The organism is Novosphingobium sp., assembly GCF_965229225.1.
In the GTDB taxonomy this organism is placed as follows: domain Bacteria; phylum Pseudomonadota; class Alphaproteobacteria; order Sphingomonadales; family Sphingomonadaceae; genus Novosphingobium.
Genome location: NZ_OZ245867.1, coordinates 2,910,486 through 2,926,808, shown reverse-complemented (window position 1 = coordinate 2,926,808; position 16,323 = coordinate 2,910,486). Strand labels below are relative to the sequence as shown.

General features: G+C 65.7%; 15 protein-coding genes. 3 read left to right on the top strand and 12 right to left on the bottom strand.

Features of this window, described 5'->3' with window-relative positions; translation table 11 throughout:
- Positions 1-42 precede the first annotated feature (42 nt).
- Positions 43-1,188 carry an aminotransferase class I/II-fold pyridoxal phosphate-dependent enzyme gene (locus tag ACO06X_RS13560; RefSeq protein ID WP_421836776.1) on the bottom strand — a complete coding sequence of 382 codons (1,146 nt, stop codon included), beginning with the start codon at positions 1,186-1,188 and terminating at the stop codon, positions 43-45.
- Between the two features lie 129 nt (positions 1,189-1,317).
- On the opposite strand from ACO06X_RS13560, the gene ACO06X_RS13555 reads away from it, so the two are divergent.
- Entirely contained in the window at positions 1,318-1,842 is a 525-nt protein-coding gene (locus ACO06X_RS13555; RefSeq protein WP_421836775.1) for a hypothetical protein, read from the top strand.
- Here ACO06X_RS13555 and ACO06X_RS13550 read toward each other — a convergent pair.
- Genes ACO06X_RS13550 through ACO06X_RS13540 form a run of 3 tightly spaced genes read right to left on the bottom strand, consistent with a single transcriptional unit; the run spans position 1,839 to position 5,124 of the window.
- Positions 1,839-2,525, bottom strand: a complete 687-nt coding sequence (locus tag ACO06X_RS13550) for a TadE/TadG family type IV pilus assembly protein (RefSeq protein ID WP_421836774.1) — start codon at positions 2,523-2,525, stop codon at positions 1,839-1,841. The two genes, ACO06X_RS13555 and ACO06X_RS13550, sit on opposite strands and share 4 nt — an antisense overlap.
- The gene (locus ACO06X_RS13545) at positions 2,516-3,136 is read right to left on the bottom strand and encodes a TadE/TadG family type IV pilus assembly protein (protein WP_421836773.1); all 621 of its coding nucleotides are present in this window, start codon (positions 3,134-3,136) and stop codon (positions 2,516-2,518) included. The genes ACO06X_RS13550 and ACO06X_RS13545 overlap by 10 nt, the downstream gene beginning before the upstream one ends.
- Positions 3,136-5,124, bottom strand: a complete 1,989-nt coding sequence (locus tag ACO06X_RS13540) for a TadE/TadG family type IV pilus assembly protein (RefSeq protein WP_421836772.1) — start codon at positions 5,122-5,124, stop codon at positions 3,136-3,138. Before ACO06X_RS13540 ends, ACO06X_RS13545 begins: the two co-directional genes overlap by 1 nt.
- Before the next feature lie 488 nt (positions 5,125-5,612).
- Between ACO06X_RS13540 and ACO06X_RS13535 the strand changes: the two genes are divergently transcribed.
- Complete coding sequence (locus ACO06X_RS13535; RefSeq protein ID WP_421836771.1) at positions 5,613-8,543, top strand: TonB-dependent receptor; 2,931 nt, start codon at positions 5,613-5,615, stop codon at positions 8,541-8,543.
- Positions 8,544-8,547: 4 nt separating this feature from the next.
- On the opposite strand, the gene ACO06X_RS13530 is transcribed toward ACO06X_RS13535, so the two are convergent.
- From ACO06X_RS13530 to ACO06X_RS13495, 8 genes are all read right to left on the bottom strand, one after another.
- Positions 8,548-9,915: an alginate export family protein gene (locus ACO06X_RS13530; RefSeq protein ID WP_421836770.1), complete on the bottom strand. Its 1,368-nt coding sequence runs from the start codon at positions 9,913-9,915 to the stop codon at positions 8,548-8,550.
- The gene (locus ACO06X_RS13525) at positions 9,912-10,622 is read right to left on the bottom strand and encodes a YoaK family protein (RefSeq protein ID WP_421836769.1); all 711 of its coding nucleotides are present in this window, start codon (positions 10,620-10,622) and stop codon (positions 9,912-9,914) included. The genes ACO06X_RS13530 and ACO06X_RS13525 overlap by 4 nt, the downstream gene beginning before the upstream one ends.
- Positions 10,623-10,626: 4 nt before the next feature.
- On the bottom strand, positions 10,627-11,055 hold the full coding sequence (locus tag ACO06X_RS13520) for a DoxX family protein (RefSeq protein WP_421836768.1): 429 nt from the start codon (positions 11,053-11,055) through the stop codon (positions 10,627-10,629).
- Position 11,056: 1 nt separating this feature from the next.
- Entirely contained in the window at positions 11,057-12,904 is a 1,848-nt protein-coding gene (locus ACO06X_RS13515; protein ID WP_421836767.1) for an amidohydrolase, read from the bottom strand.
- Positions 12,905-13,002: 98 nt separating this feature from the next.
- Positions 13,003-13,269 carry a DUF1427 family protein gene (locus ACO06X_RS13510; RefSeq protein ID WP_298165989.1) on the bottom strand — a complete coding sequence of 89 codons (267 nt, stop codon included), beginning with the start codon at positions 13,267-13,269 and terminating at the stop codon, positions 13,003-13,005.
- A gap of 36 nt (positions 13,270-13,305) precedes the next feature.
- A complete protein-coding gene (locus ACO06X_RS13505; RefSeq protein ID WP_421836766.1) occupies positions 13,306-13,983 on the bottom strand; it encodes a hydrolase in 678 nt (225 codons plus the stop codon).
- A gap of 33 nt (positions 13,984-14,016) precedes the next feature.
- A complete protein-coding gene (dps, locus tag ACO06X_RS13500) occupies positions 14,017-14,499 on the bottom strand; it encodes a DNA starvation/stationary phase protection protein Dps (protein WP_421836765.1) in 483 nt (160 codons plus the stop codon).
- A gap of 7 nt (positions 14,500-14,506) precedes the next feature.
- A complete protein-coding gene (locus ACO06X_RS13495) occupies positions 14,507-15,337 on the bottom strand; it encodes an alpha/beta fold hydrolase (RefSeq protein ID WP_421839911.1) in 831 nt (276 codons plus the stop codon).
- Positions 15,338-15,675: 338 nt separating this feature from the next.
- On the opposite strand from ACO06X_RS13495, the gene ACO06X_RS13490 reads away from it, so the two are divergent.
- Positions 15,676-16,311: a response regulator gene (locus ACO06X_RS13490; protein WP_421836764.1), complete on the top strand. Its 636-nt coding sequence runs from the start codon at positions 15,676-15,678 to the stop codon at positions 16,309-16,311.
- Positions 16,312-16,323 lie beyond the last annotated feature (12 nt).

Genomic DNA, 16,323 nt, shown 5'->3' with positions numbered 1-16,323 from the left:
GGAGGGGGCAGTCGCTGGGCTGCCCCCTTTTTTGTTGCGGGATCAGGCCCGCACGAGCGCGCTCTGCGCCTGGAACCAGGGCACCATCCGCGCGATGGCTTCTTCCACCAGCGGGGTTGAAACCGCAAAGCTGAACCGCACGAAGCGATGTCCATCGACCGGATCGAAGTCGATCCCCGGCGCGGTCGCAACGCCGGTTTCCTCCAGCAGGCGGATGCAGAAGGCCATCGAATCCTGCGTCAGATGCCCGACATCGGCATAGACGTAGAACGCACCGTCCGGCGGAGCGATCCGCGCGAGGCCCATTGCCGGCAGCGCGGCCAGCAGCAGATCGCGATTGCGCGCATAAGTGCGCACATGGCCATCGAGTTCCGCGCCGCAATCGAGCGCCGCAAGGCCCGCGTGCTGGCTGAGCGAGGGCGGGGTGAGGAACAGGTTGCCCATCCGCGCGCGCGCCTGATCGACCAGATCCGGCGGCACGACCAGCCAGCCCAGCCGCCAGCCCGGCATGCTGAAATACTTGGAGAAGCTGTTCACCACGATCGCCTCGCGGTCGAACGGCAGCATCGAGCTGGCCGGCGCGCCATAGCTGATGCCCTGATAGATCTCGTCAGAGACAATGCGGATCCCGCGCGCACGGCAGACCTCGGCAATCGCCGCCATTTCCTCGGGCGCGATCACGGTGCCGGTCGGGTTGGCAGGGCTGGCGATGATCACGCCATCGGGCGCGGGATCGAGCGCTTCGAGCGCGGCGGCGGTGATCTGATAGCCGACTTCGGGCCCGCACCGCAGCTCGACCGGTTCGATATGCAGCGCGCGCAGCGTGTTGCGATAAGCGACATAGCCCGGCCGCGCGATGGCGACGCGCGCGCCGGGGCCGAAGCGGAGCGAAAGCGCGATGACCAGCGCGGGCGATGCGCCGCAGGTGAGCACGATCTGTGATGGCGAGACCGCAACCCCGGTGGTCTCCTCCACGTGCCGCGCGAGCCGGGCCAGTAGCTCGGTGCTTTCCCAGTAGCCCTTGTCTTCCTCGTCCAGCACGGCGCGCGCACGATCGAGCGCGGCGGCCGGCGCGCCGGTTGAGGGCTGGCCATATTCCATGCGAATGATCGAGCGGCCCTCGGCCCAGAGGCGCTGGGCGATGGCGGAAATCGTGATGGCGTGAAACGGATCGAGCAGAGCGGTCATGACACTTGGCCTAGCACCGGCACGCAGCAGCGCAAAGGCGGCACTGTTGACAAGGACCGGCGCGCGGGCGAGCCTTCGCGGCAGATCCGGGCGGGAGAGCCGCACCGGGCACCGTGGGAGAGCCAGATCATGTCGACACCAGCCGGGGCGGCACCGCCGCATCAGATGCCTTTGGGCCAAGCCGCGATCATCACGCTGGGCGTGATCGTCGTGATCGCCGGTTTCGTTGCGCTGGGCGCGTGGCTGCATGTCACGCCGCTCTATGCGGGGTTCCTGCTGCTGTGGGCCTGGTCGGCGCTCCACGAACTGTCATTGAAGGCACTGCCCGGCGCGCTGATTGGCGCGCTTACCGGGGCGAGCCTAAGCTTCCTGCTGCAGACAGGCGCCGCGATGGGCAGCCCGCAGCTGATCATACTGGCGCTGCTGCTGATGATCGTCGCGGTGTTTCTGGTCGTGGCAGGCCGCGCTGCGCTCTTCTGCAACCAGAGCACGATGCTGTTTATCACCGTGCTCAACGCGCCTGTGATTCAGGCTGGCGAGAACTTCCGCCAGGTCATCGTGGCGATTGCGCTGGGCGCCGTGTGGTTCGGTTTCGTGGCCTGGGTGATCAGCCGGTTCGTGCCCTCACCAGCGGCCGCGCCTGCCGTAACCTAGCAGCTGGCAACGGTCTGGGTGGGCGACGGATTGTAGATCTTCGTCAGATCGCGGTCATCACGCACATAGAGCGCGGCTTCCTTGCGGATCAGCTTCGAGGGAAGCACGCTGCCGAGGAAGAACGGTTTGTAATCATAGGCGATTTCGACGAACATGATCGCGGTGCCGGAATCGGCGGTCATCTTCGTGGTCGTGTAGCCCATGCCTGCGAACGAAGTGCCCGTGGCGCCGGTACCCTGCGTTCCATAGCGCGAGGCCCATGTATTCTTGCCCCAGCAGCGCTGCCAGGCAATCCACTGGCCGCCTGAACTGTTGACCTGAAGGCTGGAGACGATAACCCGGCCGCGCGTCGGGATCTGCAGGTCTTCGGCCTGAAGCGCTGCGGCACGAAACACCTGATTCATGTCGTATTCGCGGAACTGCGGCGCGCCATTGACCTGTGTCTGCTTGGCGCGGCTGGCGTTGTCCGCCACGGTAATCGCCAGCTGGTTCAAGCGCACGTGGATCAGCGCGAGGTTGACCACCTCGACCCCCGATAGCGACAGGCCCATGAGGAACGGCATGGCGAGGCCGAGTTCGACCGCGCTCACCGCACTGGTGCTGCGGGCGAGGCGCCCGATGAAGCGGCGCATGCGCGGAGCCAGGCCGCGGTCTTCAGGTGCATTCGGCGTGATCACGGACATATCGATGTCCCCGTGCGGGTGGACTGGGTCGCGAAGGGCTGGTTCTTGAGGATCGTTGTCTGCGGAATGGTCTGGTATTCGGGCAGGCCGAACATCTTCGCGAACCCGAACCACTGCTTGTAGGAAACGGTCACCGTGTAGACGACCACATCGTTTGCGCCGCCAAGGCCGGTCTTGCCCATATCGGCATCCCACACACCATTGCCGTTCATGTCGACAAAGCATTCGGTAGAATCGTACGTGCCGTTCTTGTTGGTATCGGTAAAATCCTCCGGCGTGCCGACCGCGGAAAACTCGGCGTAGTTTTTCCGCGTGAACGTGACGCTCGCCGTGGGCATGACAAATTTGATGCTGTTCGAAACCAGCGTGTCGAGCGTCGTCGAGTTGGTCTGACCGCTCTGCAGCGACGATTTGCGCGCCGCCGCATTGATCGAACCTGTAAGCACCGTGCGGACATAGTAGCCCTGCGCGACCTGCAAGGTGCCGAACACGACCAGAAACAGGATCGGCGCTGTCAGGCCGAATTCGACCGCGCTGACACCGCGCTGGTCCCGCAGCAACGCGCGCTCGCGCAGCCGGCGGAAGCGGTGGTGCATGGCGCGCCAAGCCATCACTTGTTGATCCGCAGGTCGGCCACCTGGCCGGCGATGAACTTGAAGGTGTTGTTGAGCGCGACCGTATCGCTGGCGTAATAGGCACGGCCAGCCGTCGCGCAGCTGGTCATCTGCGTGGTGAGCGAGGTGCCGAAGCCGATCAGCCAGACGGTATAGCCAAGGTTCTTGGCCTTGGTGCAGGCCGCCAGGAAGCGGTTGTTGTGATAGTTCTTCAGCGTGGTGCTCGAGGTTCCTGAAGGCGCCACGCGGTTGTCGTAGATTTCCTCGCCATAAGCGCTGTAACTGTCGATCGTCGGCGCCATTTCACCGTCGGTCATGAAGATGATATGGCGGCTGACCGAGGGGAACTTGACGGGATCGGCGTTGACATTGGACTGGAAGAGTCCGGTCGGGCTGGCCAAACGCGCGCCCCAGATCATGCCGATATCATGATAGGTGCTACCCGACGCCACCAGCGTGTTGACATAGGTTTCGAGCCAGGTCGGCACGACGGTCGGAGCCGAGGTGTCGACATCGGTGAAGAGCATCGCACGCGGCGGGCACTGCGAATTTTCGCGGCCGTAGCCACTGGGAATAGTGGCAGAGGTAACGGAAGCCACGTTGGTGGAGCCACGATACCACAGCAGATCGTTTTCGTAGATCTTCCAGCGGGTATCATCATCCGTCGGCACGGAATCGATGTCGAGGTCGGTCGCCCCGCTCGGCACCGGATTCATCGCGAGGTTCTGAACCGTCTTGCGCTCTTCGATGCAGCCGTCCCACTTGGCGTTGGTGGTGGTAAGCCCGGTCACGCCGGTTGTGCCGTTGAGGGCTGCCAGCGAGGGCATGTCGTAGGTGCCTTCAGTGGGCACTGTCGCGGTCGCCGAAATGTTCGTGACCACGGGCACATTGGCCATGCCCTTGAAGGCGGTCATGTCAATGGTTGCGGCCTGGAAGGTCCAGTTGGTGAACTGATAGCGCGTGGCATAGGTCGTCGTCGTCACCGACTTGTTGCGCACGCAGGTACCTGTCGTGGCATTCTTGCCGCTGTTCTTGGTCCACGACTTGTACGAATAGGTCGTCCGGACAGTGTCTGCAGGGGCCGGACCGCCGGTGTCCACGGGGTTGCCGCCCGCGCTGGGATAGGCGTTTACGCCGTAGTTATCGCAATCCGACTTGGTGATGGATGAACCATATGTCTCGGTCGTTGCCACAGGCGAGCCTGCCGTGGGGACAAACACCTTGGTTTTGAAGTTCGCGAGCGCCGTCTGGAACGGCTGGGTGTCGGCGAAATAGCTCGTCGGCATCTGCCCGGCGGCAACGATGCCGCCCATGTTCACCGTTGCCGTATAGGGCACGAACCCGAAGCGGATGCGCGTATTGGTCTTGTCGACCACCGCAGCGGCAACGGTCTTGTAGAAATCGCGGATCGCCTGACGCAAGCCAATGATCTTGGACGTGCTGCTGCTGTTGCAGTTGGACCCGTCCGGATTGCAAGCCATCGAACCGGTGGTATCGAGCACGAACATCACGTCAGCGCTCGCCATCTGCAGTTCGGCGCTGCACGCTACGGTCAGCGTGATCGACTTGAAGCCGAAGATGCCCATGATCACCGTGGGCATGACTGTCGATGCAGTCCCGCTCACCGCGCCGGTGCCGGACGAGTCCGTGGTGAAGGTTACGCTCTGGGAATTCGTGGCGGACGGGTTGAAGTTGAAGTTGAACATCTTGTTCGCCTTCGCCGTCTCCGTGGTCCCGTAAGTGCCTGTGGTCGCCATGGCCTTGCGGCCTGCCAGCACGCCCGCATCGCAGGCATTCTGCAGGCTGGTCTTGGTCATGTAGGCGCGCGCCATATCGGTGCCGCTGCCTGCGAGGCTGACAAGGAGAATGATCGTGGCGAGGACAATGCCCAGCGTGTTGCCTGCCGTATCGCGCAGCAGGCTCCCGATCAGTGATCGCATCGAGGCACGGAACCGGCCTCCCGTTGCTTTCGACCGACGCGGCATGTGGCGACATTCCTCCTACAGACTGGCCGAGCCCGGAGCCCGGGGGTCTTTCGCGATAGGACGCAACCCCGCCGCAAATGGCGGATCGCGGGCACGAGAATGACCCAAGCTCCGTCCATGCAGGCAGATCGCCTTCCAAATCGTAAATTTGCCGAAAAATTTGCCACGGGAAGACTACGCAGGAAGCGCTGATGCCGCAGGATCGATGGTAAATGCGGTGGTAGCTCTCGCCTCGCGACGAGGCCGCCCGCGCGTTCGATGGGGCCGGGCCGGTATCAGAGACGCTTCACCAGACACTTGGAATGCACATGGCAATTCGCATCCTCGGCCCGGGTCGCAGGCCTCACCCCCGAAGTATTGATTGCTGGCTATCGGCCACTGTTTGCCAGTCCGATTGCTGATCGCGGACTTACCATGCGACCAAATTGACCTACGACTCCCAGCCAAATTGGATGTATTGTGCCGATCATGGGGGGAGGTGCGTTGTTGTGCTTGGCGTTGCTGTTCACGCACGGGGGTACAAGCGCCTTGGCGCAGCCTTTTCGGGTGCATTGATCGCCATCCCGGGCGGCGCCCCGGCGCAGCCCGTCGGTGCCGACAGCGAGTTAGGCCTCACAGCATCCTCCGATGAACAGCCCCACACGCCGATCCTCGTTACGGGGCTGCGCTCCACCCTGCTCGAAGCGCTGGAGCGCCGCCGCCGGTCGCCGGAGTTGATCGAGACACTGGCACTGGAAGACATTGCGAGGACATCCGGCGCGAACATCGCCGAGACGCTGGACCGCCTGCCCGGCGTGCGACTGGGCCGCGATATCACCGGCGAAGGCGTGCAGCTTTCGATCCGGGGGCTGGGATCGGAGTTCGCGCGGGTCCTGCTCAATGGCGCGCCGCTGCAGGTGGCCTCCGATGGCGGCACCAATGGCGGATCGCGCGGACGCGGGGTCGATCTCGATATCCTGCCGTCGGAATTCTTTGCCCGGGGCGATGTGCTGCTGGCAGCTTCGGCGGGGATGCCCGAAGGCGGGATCAACGGCACGCTGGACTTGCGGACCCTGCGGCCTTCCGACCGACCGGGCCTGACCATCACGCTGAGCGGGCAGGCGCAATACAGCGCCGCGAACCGGAAAACTTCGCCGCGCGGCACGGCAATCGCCAGCTGGGCGGGCAAGCGGATCGGCGTGCTGGCGGGCATTTCCGTGCTGGAAGCAAGCCAGCGGCTCGACGGGTTCGAGACGATCGGCTGGACCGATGCCAATGTGCCGGCCTGCGGGCCAGACTGCCGGCGCCCCGGCGATAGCGGCAACGGCTTCAGCTATGCCTCGGTCGTGCCAGCCAATGCAGGCCACGGCCTCAACCCCGGCGATCAAGTCGACCTCGTCGCGACGTCCGGCCTGTCGCTCCCACAGATCAGCGCGGCCCTGCTCCCGCGTCTCGCGCGCCAGCTTGCGCTGAGCGGCATGCGGCGGCGAACGGCGGCCATGGCTTCCATCGAATGGCAACCGGCGGACCGCGTCCATCTCGTGCTCGATGGGCTCTATGCCCACGCGGCGCGGCGGTATGAGCGGCTGGGCATGCAGTGGTATGTCCGCAATTCCGGGCCGGGCAAGACACCGCAATCGACCGGTGGCATGGTGCCCATCGGGCTCACGGTCGATGCCAACAATGTGGTCACCTCGGGGCTTTTCGCCAATTCCGCCTTTCTCGCCGAGGAGACGCTGACCGATCAGGACACCCGCTTCCACGCGCTGGGCGGGGCGCTTTCATGGCAGGCGGCGAAGCATTTGCGGATCGAGGCGCAAGCCCGCCGCAACCGCAGCACCTTCAAGCGCGAGCAGCCAACCTTCCTGTTCCAGACGCCGATGCAATCGGGGATCGACGTGCGCTTCGACAACCGGAGCAATCCGCGCCAGCCGGTGATCACCACCAACCGCGATCTCGGCGATCCGGGGCTCGGCTGGCAGTGGTCGCGGCTCAACATCCAGAACATCGCGCGCGAGACACTGACTGACAGCGCGCGGCTCGACATGGTGCTGGGAGGCGAAGGGCTGAACCTGAAGATCGGAGGGGCCTACGATCTGGCGCGGCGCAGGATCCGCTCCTTCGACAACAGCGCGGCCTATCAGCTTGCGGTCTGCGGCGTGAACTGTGCGGGGAAGGACGGCAGCGTGCCCAATGCCGCGCTCGAAGGCTTTCTGCGGCGCGCACCGATCAGCGATTTCGCCCGCCTCGCCAAAGGCCCGGTGGGATACACCAGTTTCATTGCGCCCGATTTCGCCGCGCTGAAGCAGGCGACCGGCTATCAGGCCTTCAGCGCTGCCGCACCGCTCGCGACGACACAGGTCGGCGGCAATCCGCCGGGCGATATCGCCGAGCGCGTCCTTGCCGCCTTTGGCGAGGCCAATGGCCGGTTCACGGTGCTGGGGCGCGAGGTGGCGTTGAATCTCGGGCTGCGCGGCGTCGATACGCGGCAGACCGTGACGGGCGTGGCGCTGCTCGATGGCAAGGTGGTCGAGATCCCGGCGCAGCGGCGCTACGGGAACTGGCTCCCCTCCGCTAATATCCGCGCCGCGCTGACCCGGCGCCTGACACTGCGGTTTGCCTTTGCGCGCACGCTGACCCGGCCCGATCCCGCGCTGCTGCTGCCGAGCACGGTCTTCACCGATTCCTCCGCCCAGATTGCGGCGGCAGGCAATCCCGGCCTCCGGCCTTATACCTCGAGCAACTTCGATCTGGGGCTGGAATGGGCGACCGGCGGTATCGGCTCGGTCCGCCTCGCCGCGTTCTCGCGCAGCATCGACGGGTTTACGGTGGTGCAATCGGAGCAGGTTGCTTTCGCCTCGCTCGGCATCCCATTCGCTGCGCTTTCGTCGACCCAGCAGAATGTGCTGAGTGACCGCTCGTTCCAGACGGGTGTGCCGGTGGCGCAATTGCCGGTCTCGCTCACGCGCCCGGTCAATCTGGAAAGCCTGCTGATCCGGGGGCTCGATTTCGCCTGGACCCATCCGCTGGACCGGCTGCTGGCAGGCGCGGGCCTGACAGTCACGGCAAGCTGGCTCGACCAGCGCTCGGCCACCGGGCTTGTCGCGCCGGGTGTGCCGCGCTTGTCGGCTTCGGGAGAGCTGTTCTACGAACGCGGCCCGGTTTCGGCGAGCGCGCGCTACGATTGGACCGGGCGGTTCATCGCCGCGAACGGCCCGCTCAACGGGCTCGACCTTGCGCAATACGCCGATCCGCGCGGCCAACTCGACCTTTCGCTGATCTACCGCGTGCCGAAAAGCGCCGGGCGTTTCCAGTTCACCGCCAGCGCGCTCAACCTCACCAATGCACCGCTGCGCACCACGCTGGGCTACGCCAACGCGGCATTCGCGGTCTATTATCCGGGGCCGCGATACATGCTCGGTTTCGGCGCGCGCTATTGAGCGTTCAGAACTTGAAGGCGGTTTCGAGGCCGACCATGCCGATGGTCCGCGATGGTCCCGTATCGCGCAGGAAGGCACCCGGCGCGAACAGCGAGAGCGATGCGCTGCAGGACAGCATGGGGCTGACCTGCCAGCTCGCAACAACCTCGACCTGATTGCCGATATGCCGCGCCTTGCTGCCGCTGGAGGCCCGGATCAGCTGGCCCGGTATGTCATAGACGCCGTCACCCGTCGTCTCGCGCCAGAAGGCCGCGCCGGAGAGTTCGAGGCTGATCGTGCGGCCCAGGTTCACGTCTATGCTGGGGTGCAGGTTGATGATGTTGCGCGGCCCGATCGGGGTAAGCTCCCCGAAGTAACGACCCTTGGGATACAGGGCGTTGAAGGTGCCGAGCGTGCCATCCTGCGGATCGCGATCCCCGCTTGCCACATTCGCGCGCAGGCGCAGGCGCGGCTGGAAGCGCAGGTGCGGAAAGCTGAGCGCCGTCTCGGTCGCCTGCGACCAGGCCCGGATGCGCTTGCCGGCAAAGCTGCCGCGCTGGATCATCGTTTCCCAGTTCCACGAAAGCCGCCCGCGCTTGCCGAAAAGGCGCAGGCCGAAGGTATCGCGCGCCTCGGCGCCCGTCGCCCCGCCGAAACGCGCGGCGTGGTTGCGATAGCCCAGCCAGTAGAGATCGGCGCTGGCCCCGCCCCCAAGCGCCGCCGTCGCATAAACGCCGTCGAGCCGCCGCGTATCGGACGTGCGATCATCAAAGTCGCCCAGACCCACCTGCACCGGCCGAACGTGGAAGGCATCGAGCCGGAAGCGGCCCCGGCTGGCGATCACGCGCACGCCATCGAAGGCTTGCGGGATATTGGGCCCATAGCGCAGGCCCACCAGCCGTTCCGAGCCGAGCCCGATCAGGCCGCGCCCCCCGCGCACCGTGATCGATCCCTCCCCCGGCAGCGCAAGGCGCAGATCGGCAAAGCCCTGCAACAGATCGACGCCCGTCTCGTCCGCGGGCCCCTTGCGTCCGGAAAGGCCCCGGACATACCCGGCCATCGGCTGGACAAACGCCCGCACCGGCCCGGCCTGGAGATCGACATAGGGCATGGCGCGCAGCCAGAGGTAGCCCGTGTCCGGATCACCCCCCCACAGCGGATTGTCGAAGCCTTCGTAGCGTGCGCGCAGTTCCAGACCGAAGGTGGCATGGGCCGTGCCCGCATCGTCAAGCTTCAGGTATTTAAGCCCCTCGATGCCGGGCGTGCCCGCATTGGCTGACCAGTCCTCATCATAGCGCAGGTTGGTGCGTTGGGGCGGCTCGGCGTGGGCGGGCGTGGCTGCCAGCAGCGCCACCGATCCGATGGCCGCACGCAGGACCAGCCGCAGCCTCACCGCTTGAGGTCTGCCATCAACGGGTGACGCGCGAACACCAGCGTGCCAACCAGTACCAGCGCCGCCGTCAACGCGAGAGTGGCGGCAAGGCCGGCGTGAAGGACCAGCAGCGCGCCCACCACGGCACCAGCGAAGATCGCCACGACCGCACCGAGGCGCGCGGGCAGGTTTGGCGACGGCCCTGCCGCCAGCCGCGAATCCGAAGCGATGCCGGTGATGGTGAGCGTGAGCACCGTCGTCGTGAGATCGGGCACCTTCAGCTGGCGCACCACGGCGTTGCGAAAGCCCATTGCGGCGGACACGAGCGCAAGGATCGTTGCCAGTTTCCACAGCGGCTCGCCGCGGGCGATGTCGAACCGGGTGGCGACCAGCGCGGCGAGGAGGAGCAGCACGGTTTCGATGCCGGCGGCGACCACCAGCCAATCGCGCAGCAAGTGCGAACCGCGAGTGCGCCAGATGCGCCCCGCCACCATCGCGCCGCCAATGAACGCGGCCAGCGCCACGATGAACGGCAGCGGCGAGAAGCCCGGCGCGCCGGCCACCGCGAAAGCGAGGAACACCACATTGCCGGTCATGTTCGCGGTGAACACCTTGCCGAGGCACAGGATGCTCGCTGCATCGAGCATACCGGTCGTTGCAGAGAGCAGGAGCAGCAATCGCAGCAGCGGGGCAGGCGTCTTGAGTGAGACGGTGGGCTGGCTGGCCATGGTGCTAGAGCCGCCCCTCACGCCGGGCATGTTCGGCCACCAGTGCGGCGAGGATGAAGCCGCCGATCAGGCCAAGATGCTCGAAGAAGGCATTGGTGGCAGCGAAGCGCGCCGGGCCGGCCATGGCCCAGAAGGCATTGGCCTTGAGCGCGGCCAGCAGCGTGAACACGCCGAGCATACCCGCCCCCAGCCAGACCAGCCGCCCGGTAAGGATCAGCAGCGGCCCCACGATCTCGACCGCAATGGTCAGTCCGGCCCAGAGCGCAGGCGGGCTCATCCCGAAATGCGCCTGCTCGGCAACCGCGCCCGGCCAGTCGGTCAGTTTGGCAAGAGCGCCCACCGCGTAGGCACCCACCAGCAGCAGCCGGGCGACAAACCACACCGGCGGCCAATCGAGCAGCGCGTGGACCGCGCGCGGTTCGGGATCCATCATCTCAGACCGCCCAGCACCCGCAGCCGAGTGCGCCCCAAAAGCCCTGCACATCGGCTGCCGGCGCTGCGGCACCCAGTGCGCGGGCATGATCGTGGCCATGGACCTGGCAGGCCGAAGCGCAGCCGCAGGCCGCTGCCAGCTTGGCCGCCGTTTCCGGTTCGCGGTGATAGCCGCCAACTGTCCGCACCGGCGACCAGTCCGGCATCGGCGGGGGCAGCTTGGGGGCGAGGCCGGTGAAGTCTCCTTCACCATGCACGACCTTGCCACCCAGCAGCGTCAGCACCGAACGGATGTGCGCGATTTCGTGCTCGGGCACGGCGAAGTAATCGGCCGAGAGCAGGACGAGATCGCCGAGCTGCCCGGCCTTGATCTGCCCCTTCTTGCCCGTTTCGCTGGAAAACCAGGTGTTCTCGTGCGTCCACATCGCCAGCGCCTTTTCGCGGCTGACGCGGTTGGCGCCGGGATAGAGCGAAAGTCCGCCCACCGTCCGCCCGGTGACGAGCCACGAGAGCGAGACCCAGGGGTTGTAGCTCGCCACCCGCGTCGCATCTGTGCCCGCGCCGACGGGAATACCTGCCGCGAGCATACGCGCGATTGGCGGCGTGCGTTCGGCGGCGCGGCGGCCATAGCGTTCGACGAAGTATTCGCCCTGATAGGCCATGCGGTGCTGCACCGCGATCCCGCCGCCGAGCGCCGCGATGCGGTCGATGTTGCGGTCGCTGATCGTTTCTGCGTGATCGAAGAACCAGTTGATCCCGGCGAGCGGAATGTCGCGGTTTACCTTTTCGTAGACATCGAGCGCGCGGCCGATGGTTTCATCGTAGGTTGCGTGGAGCCGCCAGGGCCAGCGGTGCTCTGCCAAGAGGCGGATGACCGGTTCGAGATCGCCTTCCATATGGGGCGGCATATCGGGCCGCTCGACGCGGAAATCCTCGAAATCGGCGGCGGAATAGACCAGCATCTCGCCCGCGCCGTTGTGGCGATAGGTATCGTCGCCCTGCCCTGGGCTGACCTGTTTCACCCAGCCGGCAAAGTCCGCCAGCTCCTCCTTCGGCTTCTGCGTGAAGAGGTTGTAGCTGATCCGCACGGTCATCTGCCCGTCCGCATGGAGCCTCTCGATCACACGGTAGTCGTCGGGGTAGTTCTGGAAGCCGCCGCCCGCATCGATCACGCTGGTGACACCGAGCGAATTGACCTCCCGCATGAAATGGCGGGTGGAATTGATCTGGTAGTCCTCGGGCAGCTTCGGCCCTTTGGCGAGTGTCGAATAGAGGATCGTCGCGTTGGGCTGGGCGAGCAGCAGCCCGGTGGGATTGCCCGCAGCGTCGCGCACGATCTCGCCGCCCGGCGGGTTCGGCGTATCCTTGCCATAGCCCACAACGCGCAGCGCCGCCGCGTTGAGCAGCGCGCGGTCATAAAGGTGGAGGATGAACACCGGCGTATCGGGGGCGACCGTGTTGAGCTCCGCGAGGGTGGGCAGGCGCTTCTCCGCGAACTGGTGCTCGGTAAAGCCGCCGACGACGCGCACCCATTGCGGGGCGGGCGTGCGATCGACCTGCGCCTTCAGCATGGCCATCGCGTCCGCCAGCGTCGGCACGCCGTCCCAGCGCAGCTCCATGTTGAAGTTCAGCCCGCCGCGGATGATGTGCATGTGGCTGTCGATGAGGCCGGGGATCAGACGCCTGCCGCCAGCATCGATCAGGGTCGCCTCGGGCGCGGCGGCGCGGACTTCCGCCTCGCTACCCACGGCAAGGATACGCCCGTCGCGGATCGCCACGGCCTCGGCGCGCGGATTGGCGCGATCGAGCGTGGTGATGAGCGCGTTGTGGATGATGAGATCGTCGGTCATCGATGCGTTCCTTGGGGACGCGGCTCGCAGGCGGCCGGGCAGAAGCGAGAGCACAGCCGTGCCGGCAAGGCCGGAGAGCGTGCCGCGCCGGGTCGCGCTCATGGCTGGTGCGGCTCGGCGGAGGAAGAAGGCGCCGCGGCGGGTGGCAATCCCGTCACCCGCGCGGCGCAGTTGGTCCTCCAGAAAGAAGCGACCTCCTGCCCATGCCATACCCGTATCGCCAGCGGCACAGCCTGTTCGCCCAGCAACATGCCGAGCAATCCGAGCAGCGCGATCGCGGGAGGGGCGGGCGATCGCGTACCGAGCAGGCTGTAGATCGCGCCGACGAGCAGCCCGATGCCAAGAGCGACAAGGTAGGGTTTCATGGGCAGGAGGTCTCCCGGGCAGGCCTGCGGGCGGGTTCAGTGCCCTGCCGGGTGGGGCGCCTCATGCGGGAATGTACCGCGTTGGGGGGCCTTGTGGATCATGGTGTAGGCGTAATCGACGCCCATGCCGTAGGCACCGAAGTGCTCGCGCACGATGTCCATCACGCCGTCGTAGGTATCCCGGTGCGCCCAATCGCGCTGAAGTTCGAGCAGCGCGTTGATCGTGGTGAGCGGGTGTGCGCCCGCCTGCTCCATGCGCCGGATCGCGGCATCATGGGCTTCGAGCGAAGTGCCGCCCGAGGCATCGGTCACGAAGTAGATCTCGAAGCCTTCCTCGATCGCCGAGAGCGTGGGGTAGAGCAGGCAGGCCTCGGTCCACAGCGCGGCGATGACCAGCTTCTTGCGCCCGCTCGCCTTCACCTGCGCGACGAGCTCGTCCGAATCCCACGAGTTCATCGAAGTCCGCTCGATCGGCTTCTGGCGCACGACATCAAGCAATTCGGGCCAGATATAGCCGGAGAAGGCTTCGGTCTCGACCGCAGTCAGGATGATCGGCACGTTGAACAACTTCGCCGCCTTGGCGAGCGCGACGGTGTTGTTCTTGAGCAGCTGGCGGTCGATGCTGGTGACGCCGAAGGCCATCTGCGGCTGGTGGTCGACGAAGATGAACAGCGTGTCGTCGGCATTGATCAGTTTCTGGGATCGGAAGGACATGGGATGCTCCTTTCGGGAGAGGGTTGGTCCGGTTCAGTGCGCCTGAAGATGCGCTTCGAGGAACCAGAGCTGCTTGTCGGTCTCGCGCGAGATCTGGGTGAACAGGTCTGCGGTATCAGCATCGCCGGCGAGGCTGGCCTGATCGATGGCATCGCGCGCCGCCTTGCCGAAGGCGCCGAGGCTGGCAGAAAGCGCCTTGAGGTGCGCCTCGCCGCCACTCGCCTCGATCGGATAGCCATAAAGCGTGGAATTGGCGGCGGTCGTCGCGATGCGGCCATCCGCCACGTGGCCGAGCGTGGTGATCCGTTCCGCCAGCATGTCCACGAAGTCCTCGATCTCGCCGTGCAGGCGATCGAACAGTTCGTGGAGCTGGAGGAAGTGCGGGCCCTTCACGTTCCAGTGCGCCTGCTTGGCCTGCGCTTCGAGATCGAGCGCATCGGACAGGCGGGCCTGCAGCAGCCCGCAGGCCTGCTTGCGGACATGCTCCGAAAGATCGAGGCGGCTGATGTAGCTCATGTCCGCCTCACGCCTTGAAGAACGCAAGGAGATCGGCATTGATCACGTCGGGATGCGTGGACGCCATGCCATGCGGCAGCCCCGGATAGGTCTTGAGCGTGCCCTTCTTCACAAGCTTGATCGCAAGCTGTGCGGAATCGGCGATCGGCACAATTTGGTCGTCCTCGCCGTGCATGATCAGCACCGGCACCTGGATCGCCTTGAGATCCTCGGTGAAATCGGTTTCCGAGAAGGCCTTGATGCAATCGTAGTGCGCCTTGGCACCGCCCATCATGCCCTGCCGCCACCAGTTGTCGATCAGCCCTCCGCTGACCTTCGCGCCCGGCCGGTTGAAGCCGTAGAACGGCCCTGTCGGCACATCGCGGAAGAACTGCGCGCGATTGGCGACAAGCGCCGCGCGGAAGCCGTCGAACACCTCCATCGGCAGGCCGCCGGGGTTGGCAGCGGTCTTGAGCATGATCGGCGGGACAGCGCCGATCAGTACCGCCTTGGCAACGCGCCCGGCCCTCGCCCGCGCGACATAATGCGCCACTTCACCGCCACCGGTCGAATGGCCGACATGGATCGCATTTCTGAGATCGAGATGATCGGTCAGCGCCGCGACATCGGCGGCATAGGTGTCCATCTCGTTGCCGGTGTCGGTCTGCGTCGAACGGCCATGTCCGCGGCGGTCATGCGCGATCACGCGGTAGCCGTGGAGCAGAAAGAACATCATCTGGTTGTCCCAGTCGTCCGCGCTCAGCGGCCAGCCGTGGTGGAACACGATGGGCTGCGCATCGCGGGGGCCCCAGTCCTTGTAGAAGATGGACGTGCCGTCCTTCGTGGTCACGGTACCCATGGTGCGGTCTCCTGAAGTGGGGGGTGTGGTGGTAGCGGCGGCCAGCGCAGGGCCGGGAAGGGTCGCAAGGATCGCTCCAGCCGACGTGGCCGCGATGAAATCCCGGCGGCGGAGCGCGGGGCCTGCGGCTGGTGCCTCGTGATCGGTCATGGCGCGTTCTCCCCTGCTCAAATGCCCGAGCAGAGTGCGCTTGCCTCGCGCTGCCGGGAACACCCGGTCGGGGGCATGTGCCGCCCACTTTCGAGTGGGTTTCAAGCCCTTGCATGGCATGATATTTCAGCTTGCCGAATGCGAGCGAACGGCATTCGCATTTGGCCCAGTCCTTTCCGGAGCCCGACATGCCTGCCGCGCCTGCCATGCCGATCCGCATCCTGATCGCCGACGATCACCCCATCCTGCGCGAGGGTGTGGGCTCGGTGATTGCGCTGCAGGATGACATGGTGATCGCCGGCGAAGCGGAGACCGGCACGGACGCGGTGCGGCTGTTCCGCGAACTGAAGCCCGATATCGTGCTGATGGACCTGCGCATGCCCGAGATGGGCGGAGTCGAGGCGATCGGGGCGATCCGCGCCGAAGCACCCGATGCGCGGATCATCGTGCTCACCACCTATTCGGGCGATGCCAAGGCGCTGGAAGCGATGCGCGCAGGCGCATCGGGCTTCCTCCTCAAGAGCAGCCTGCGCCGCGAACTGCTCAGCGCCATCCGCACGGTTCACAAGGGCCAGCGCCATCTCCACCCCGATGTGGCGCACGAGATCGCGCTCCACGCCATCCAGGATGCGCTGAGCGCACGCGAGGTCGAGATCCTGCAGATGATCGCGGGCGGCCAATCGAACAAGCAGGTCGCCTGGCGGCTTGGCGTGGCCGAGGAAACGGTCAAGTCGAACATCAAGAGCATCTTTTCCAAGCTCAATGTCAGCGATCGCACCCATGCGGTGACCACCGCCGCGCGCCGGGGCATCATTGAGCTTTAGCAGATGCCTGCC

Excerpts from the sequence above, each read along its gene's own strand:
- ACO06X_RS13560 (WP_421836776.1), bottom strand. The coding sequence starts at position 1,188 with ATGACCGCTCTGCTCGATCCGTTTCACGCCATCACGATTTCCGCCATC.
- ACO06X_RS13555 (WP_421836775.1), top strand. The coding sequence starts at position 1,318 with ATGTCGACACCAGCCGGGGCGGCACCGCCGCATCAGATGCCTTTGGGC.
- ACO06X_RS13550 (WP_421836774.1), bottom strand. The coding sequence starts at position 2,525 with ATGTCCGTGATCACGCCGAATGCACCTGAAGACCGCGGCCTGGCTCCG.
- ACO06X_RS13545 (WP_421836773.1), bottom strand. The coding sequence starts at position 3,136 with ATGGCTTGGCGCGCCATGCACCACCGCTTCCGCCGGCTGCGCGAGCGC.
- ACO06X_RS13540 (WP_421836772.1), bottom strand. The coding sequence starts at position 5,124 with ATGCCGCGTCGGTCGAAAGCAACGGGAGGCCGGTTCCGTGCCTCGATG.
- ACO06X_RS13525 (WP_421836769.1), bottom strand. The coding sequence starts at position 10,622 with ATGGCCAGCCAGCCCACCGTCTCACTCAAGACGCCTGCCCCGCTGCTG.
- ACO06X_RS13520 (WP_421836768.1), bottom strand. The coding sequence starts at position 11,055 with ATGATGGATCCCGAACCGCGCGCGGTCCACGCGCTGCTCGATTGGCCG.
- ACO06X_RS13515 (WP_421836767.1), bottom strand. The coding sequence starts at position 12,904 with ATGACCGACGATCTCATCATCCACAACGCGCTCATCACCACGCTCGAT.
- ACO06X_RS13510 (WP_298165989.1), bottom strand. The coding sequence starts at position 13,269 with ATGAAACCCTACCTTGTCGCTCTTGGCATCGGGCTGCTCGTCGGCGCG.
- ACO06X_RS13505 (WP_421836766.1), bottom strand. The coding sequence starts at position 13,983 with ATGTCCTTCCGATCCCAGAAACTGATCAATGCCGACGACACGCTGTTC.
- dps (WP_421836765.1), bottom strand. The coding sequence starts at position 14,499 with ATGAGCTACATCAGCCGCCTCGATCTTTCGGAGCATGTCCGCAAGCAG.
- ACO06X_RS13495 (WP_421839911.1), bottom strand. The coding sequence starts at position 15,337 with ATGGGTACCGTGACCACGAAGGACGGCACGTCCATCTTCTACAAGGAC.
- ACO06X_RS13490 (WP_421836764.1), top strand. The coding sequence starts at position 15,676 with ATGCCTGCCGCGCCTGCCATGCCGATCCGCATCCTGATCGCCGACGAT.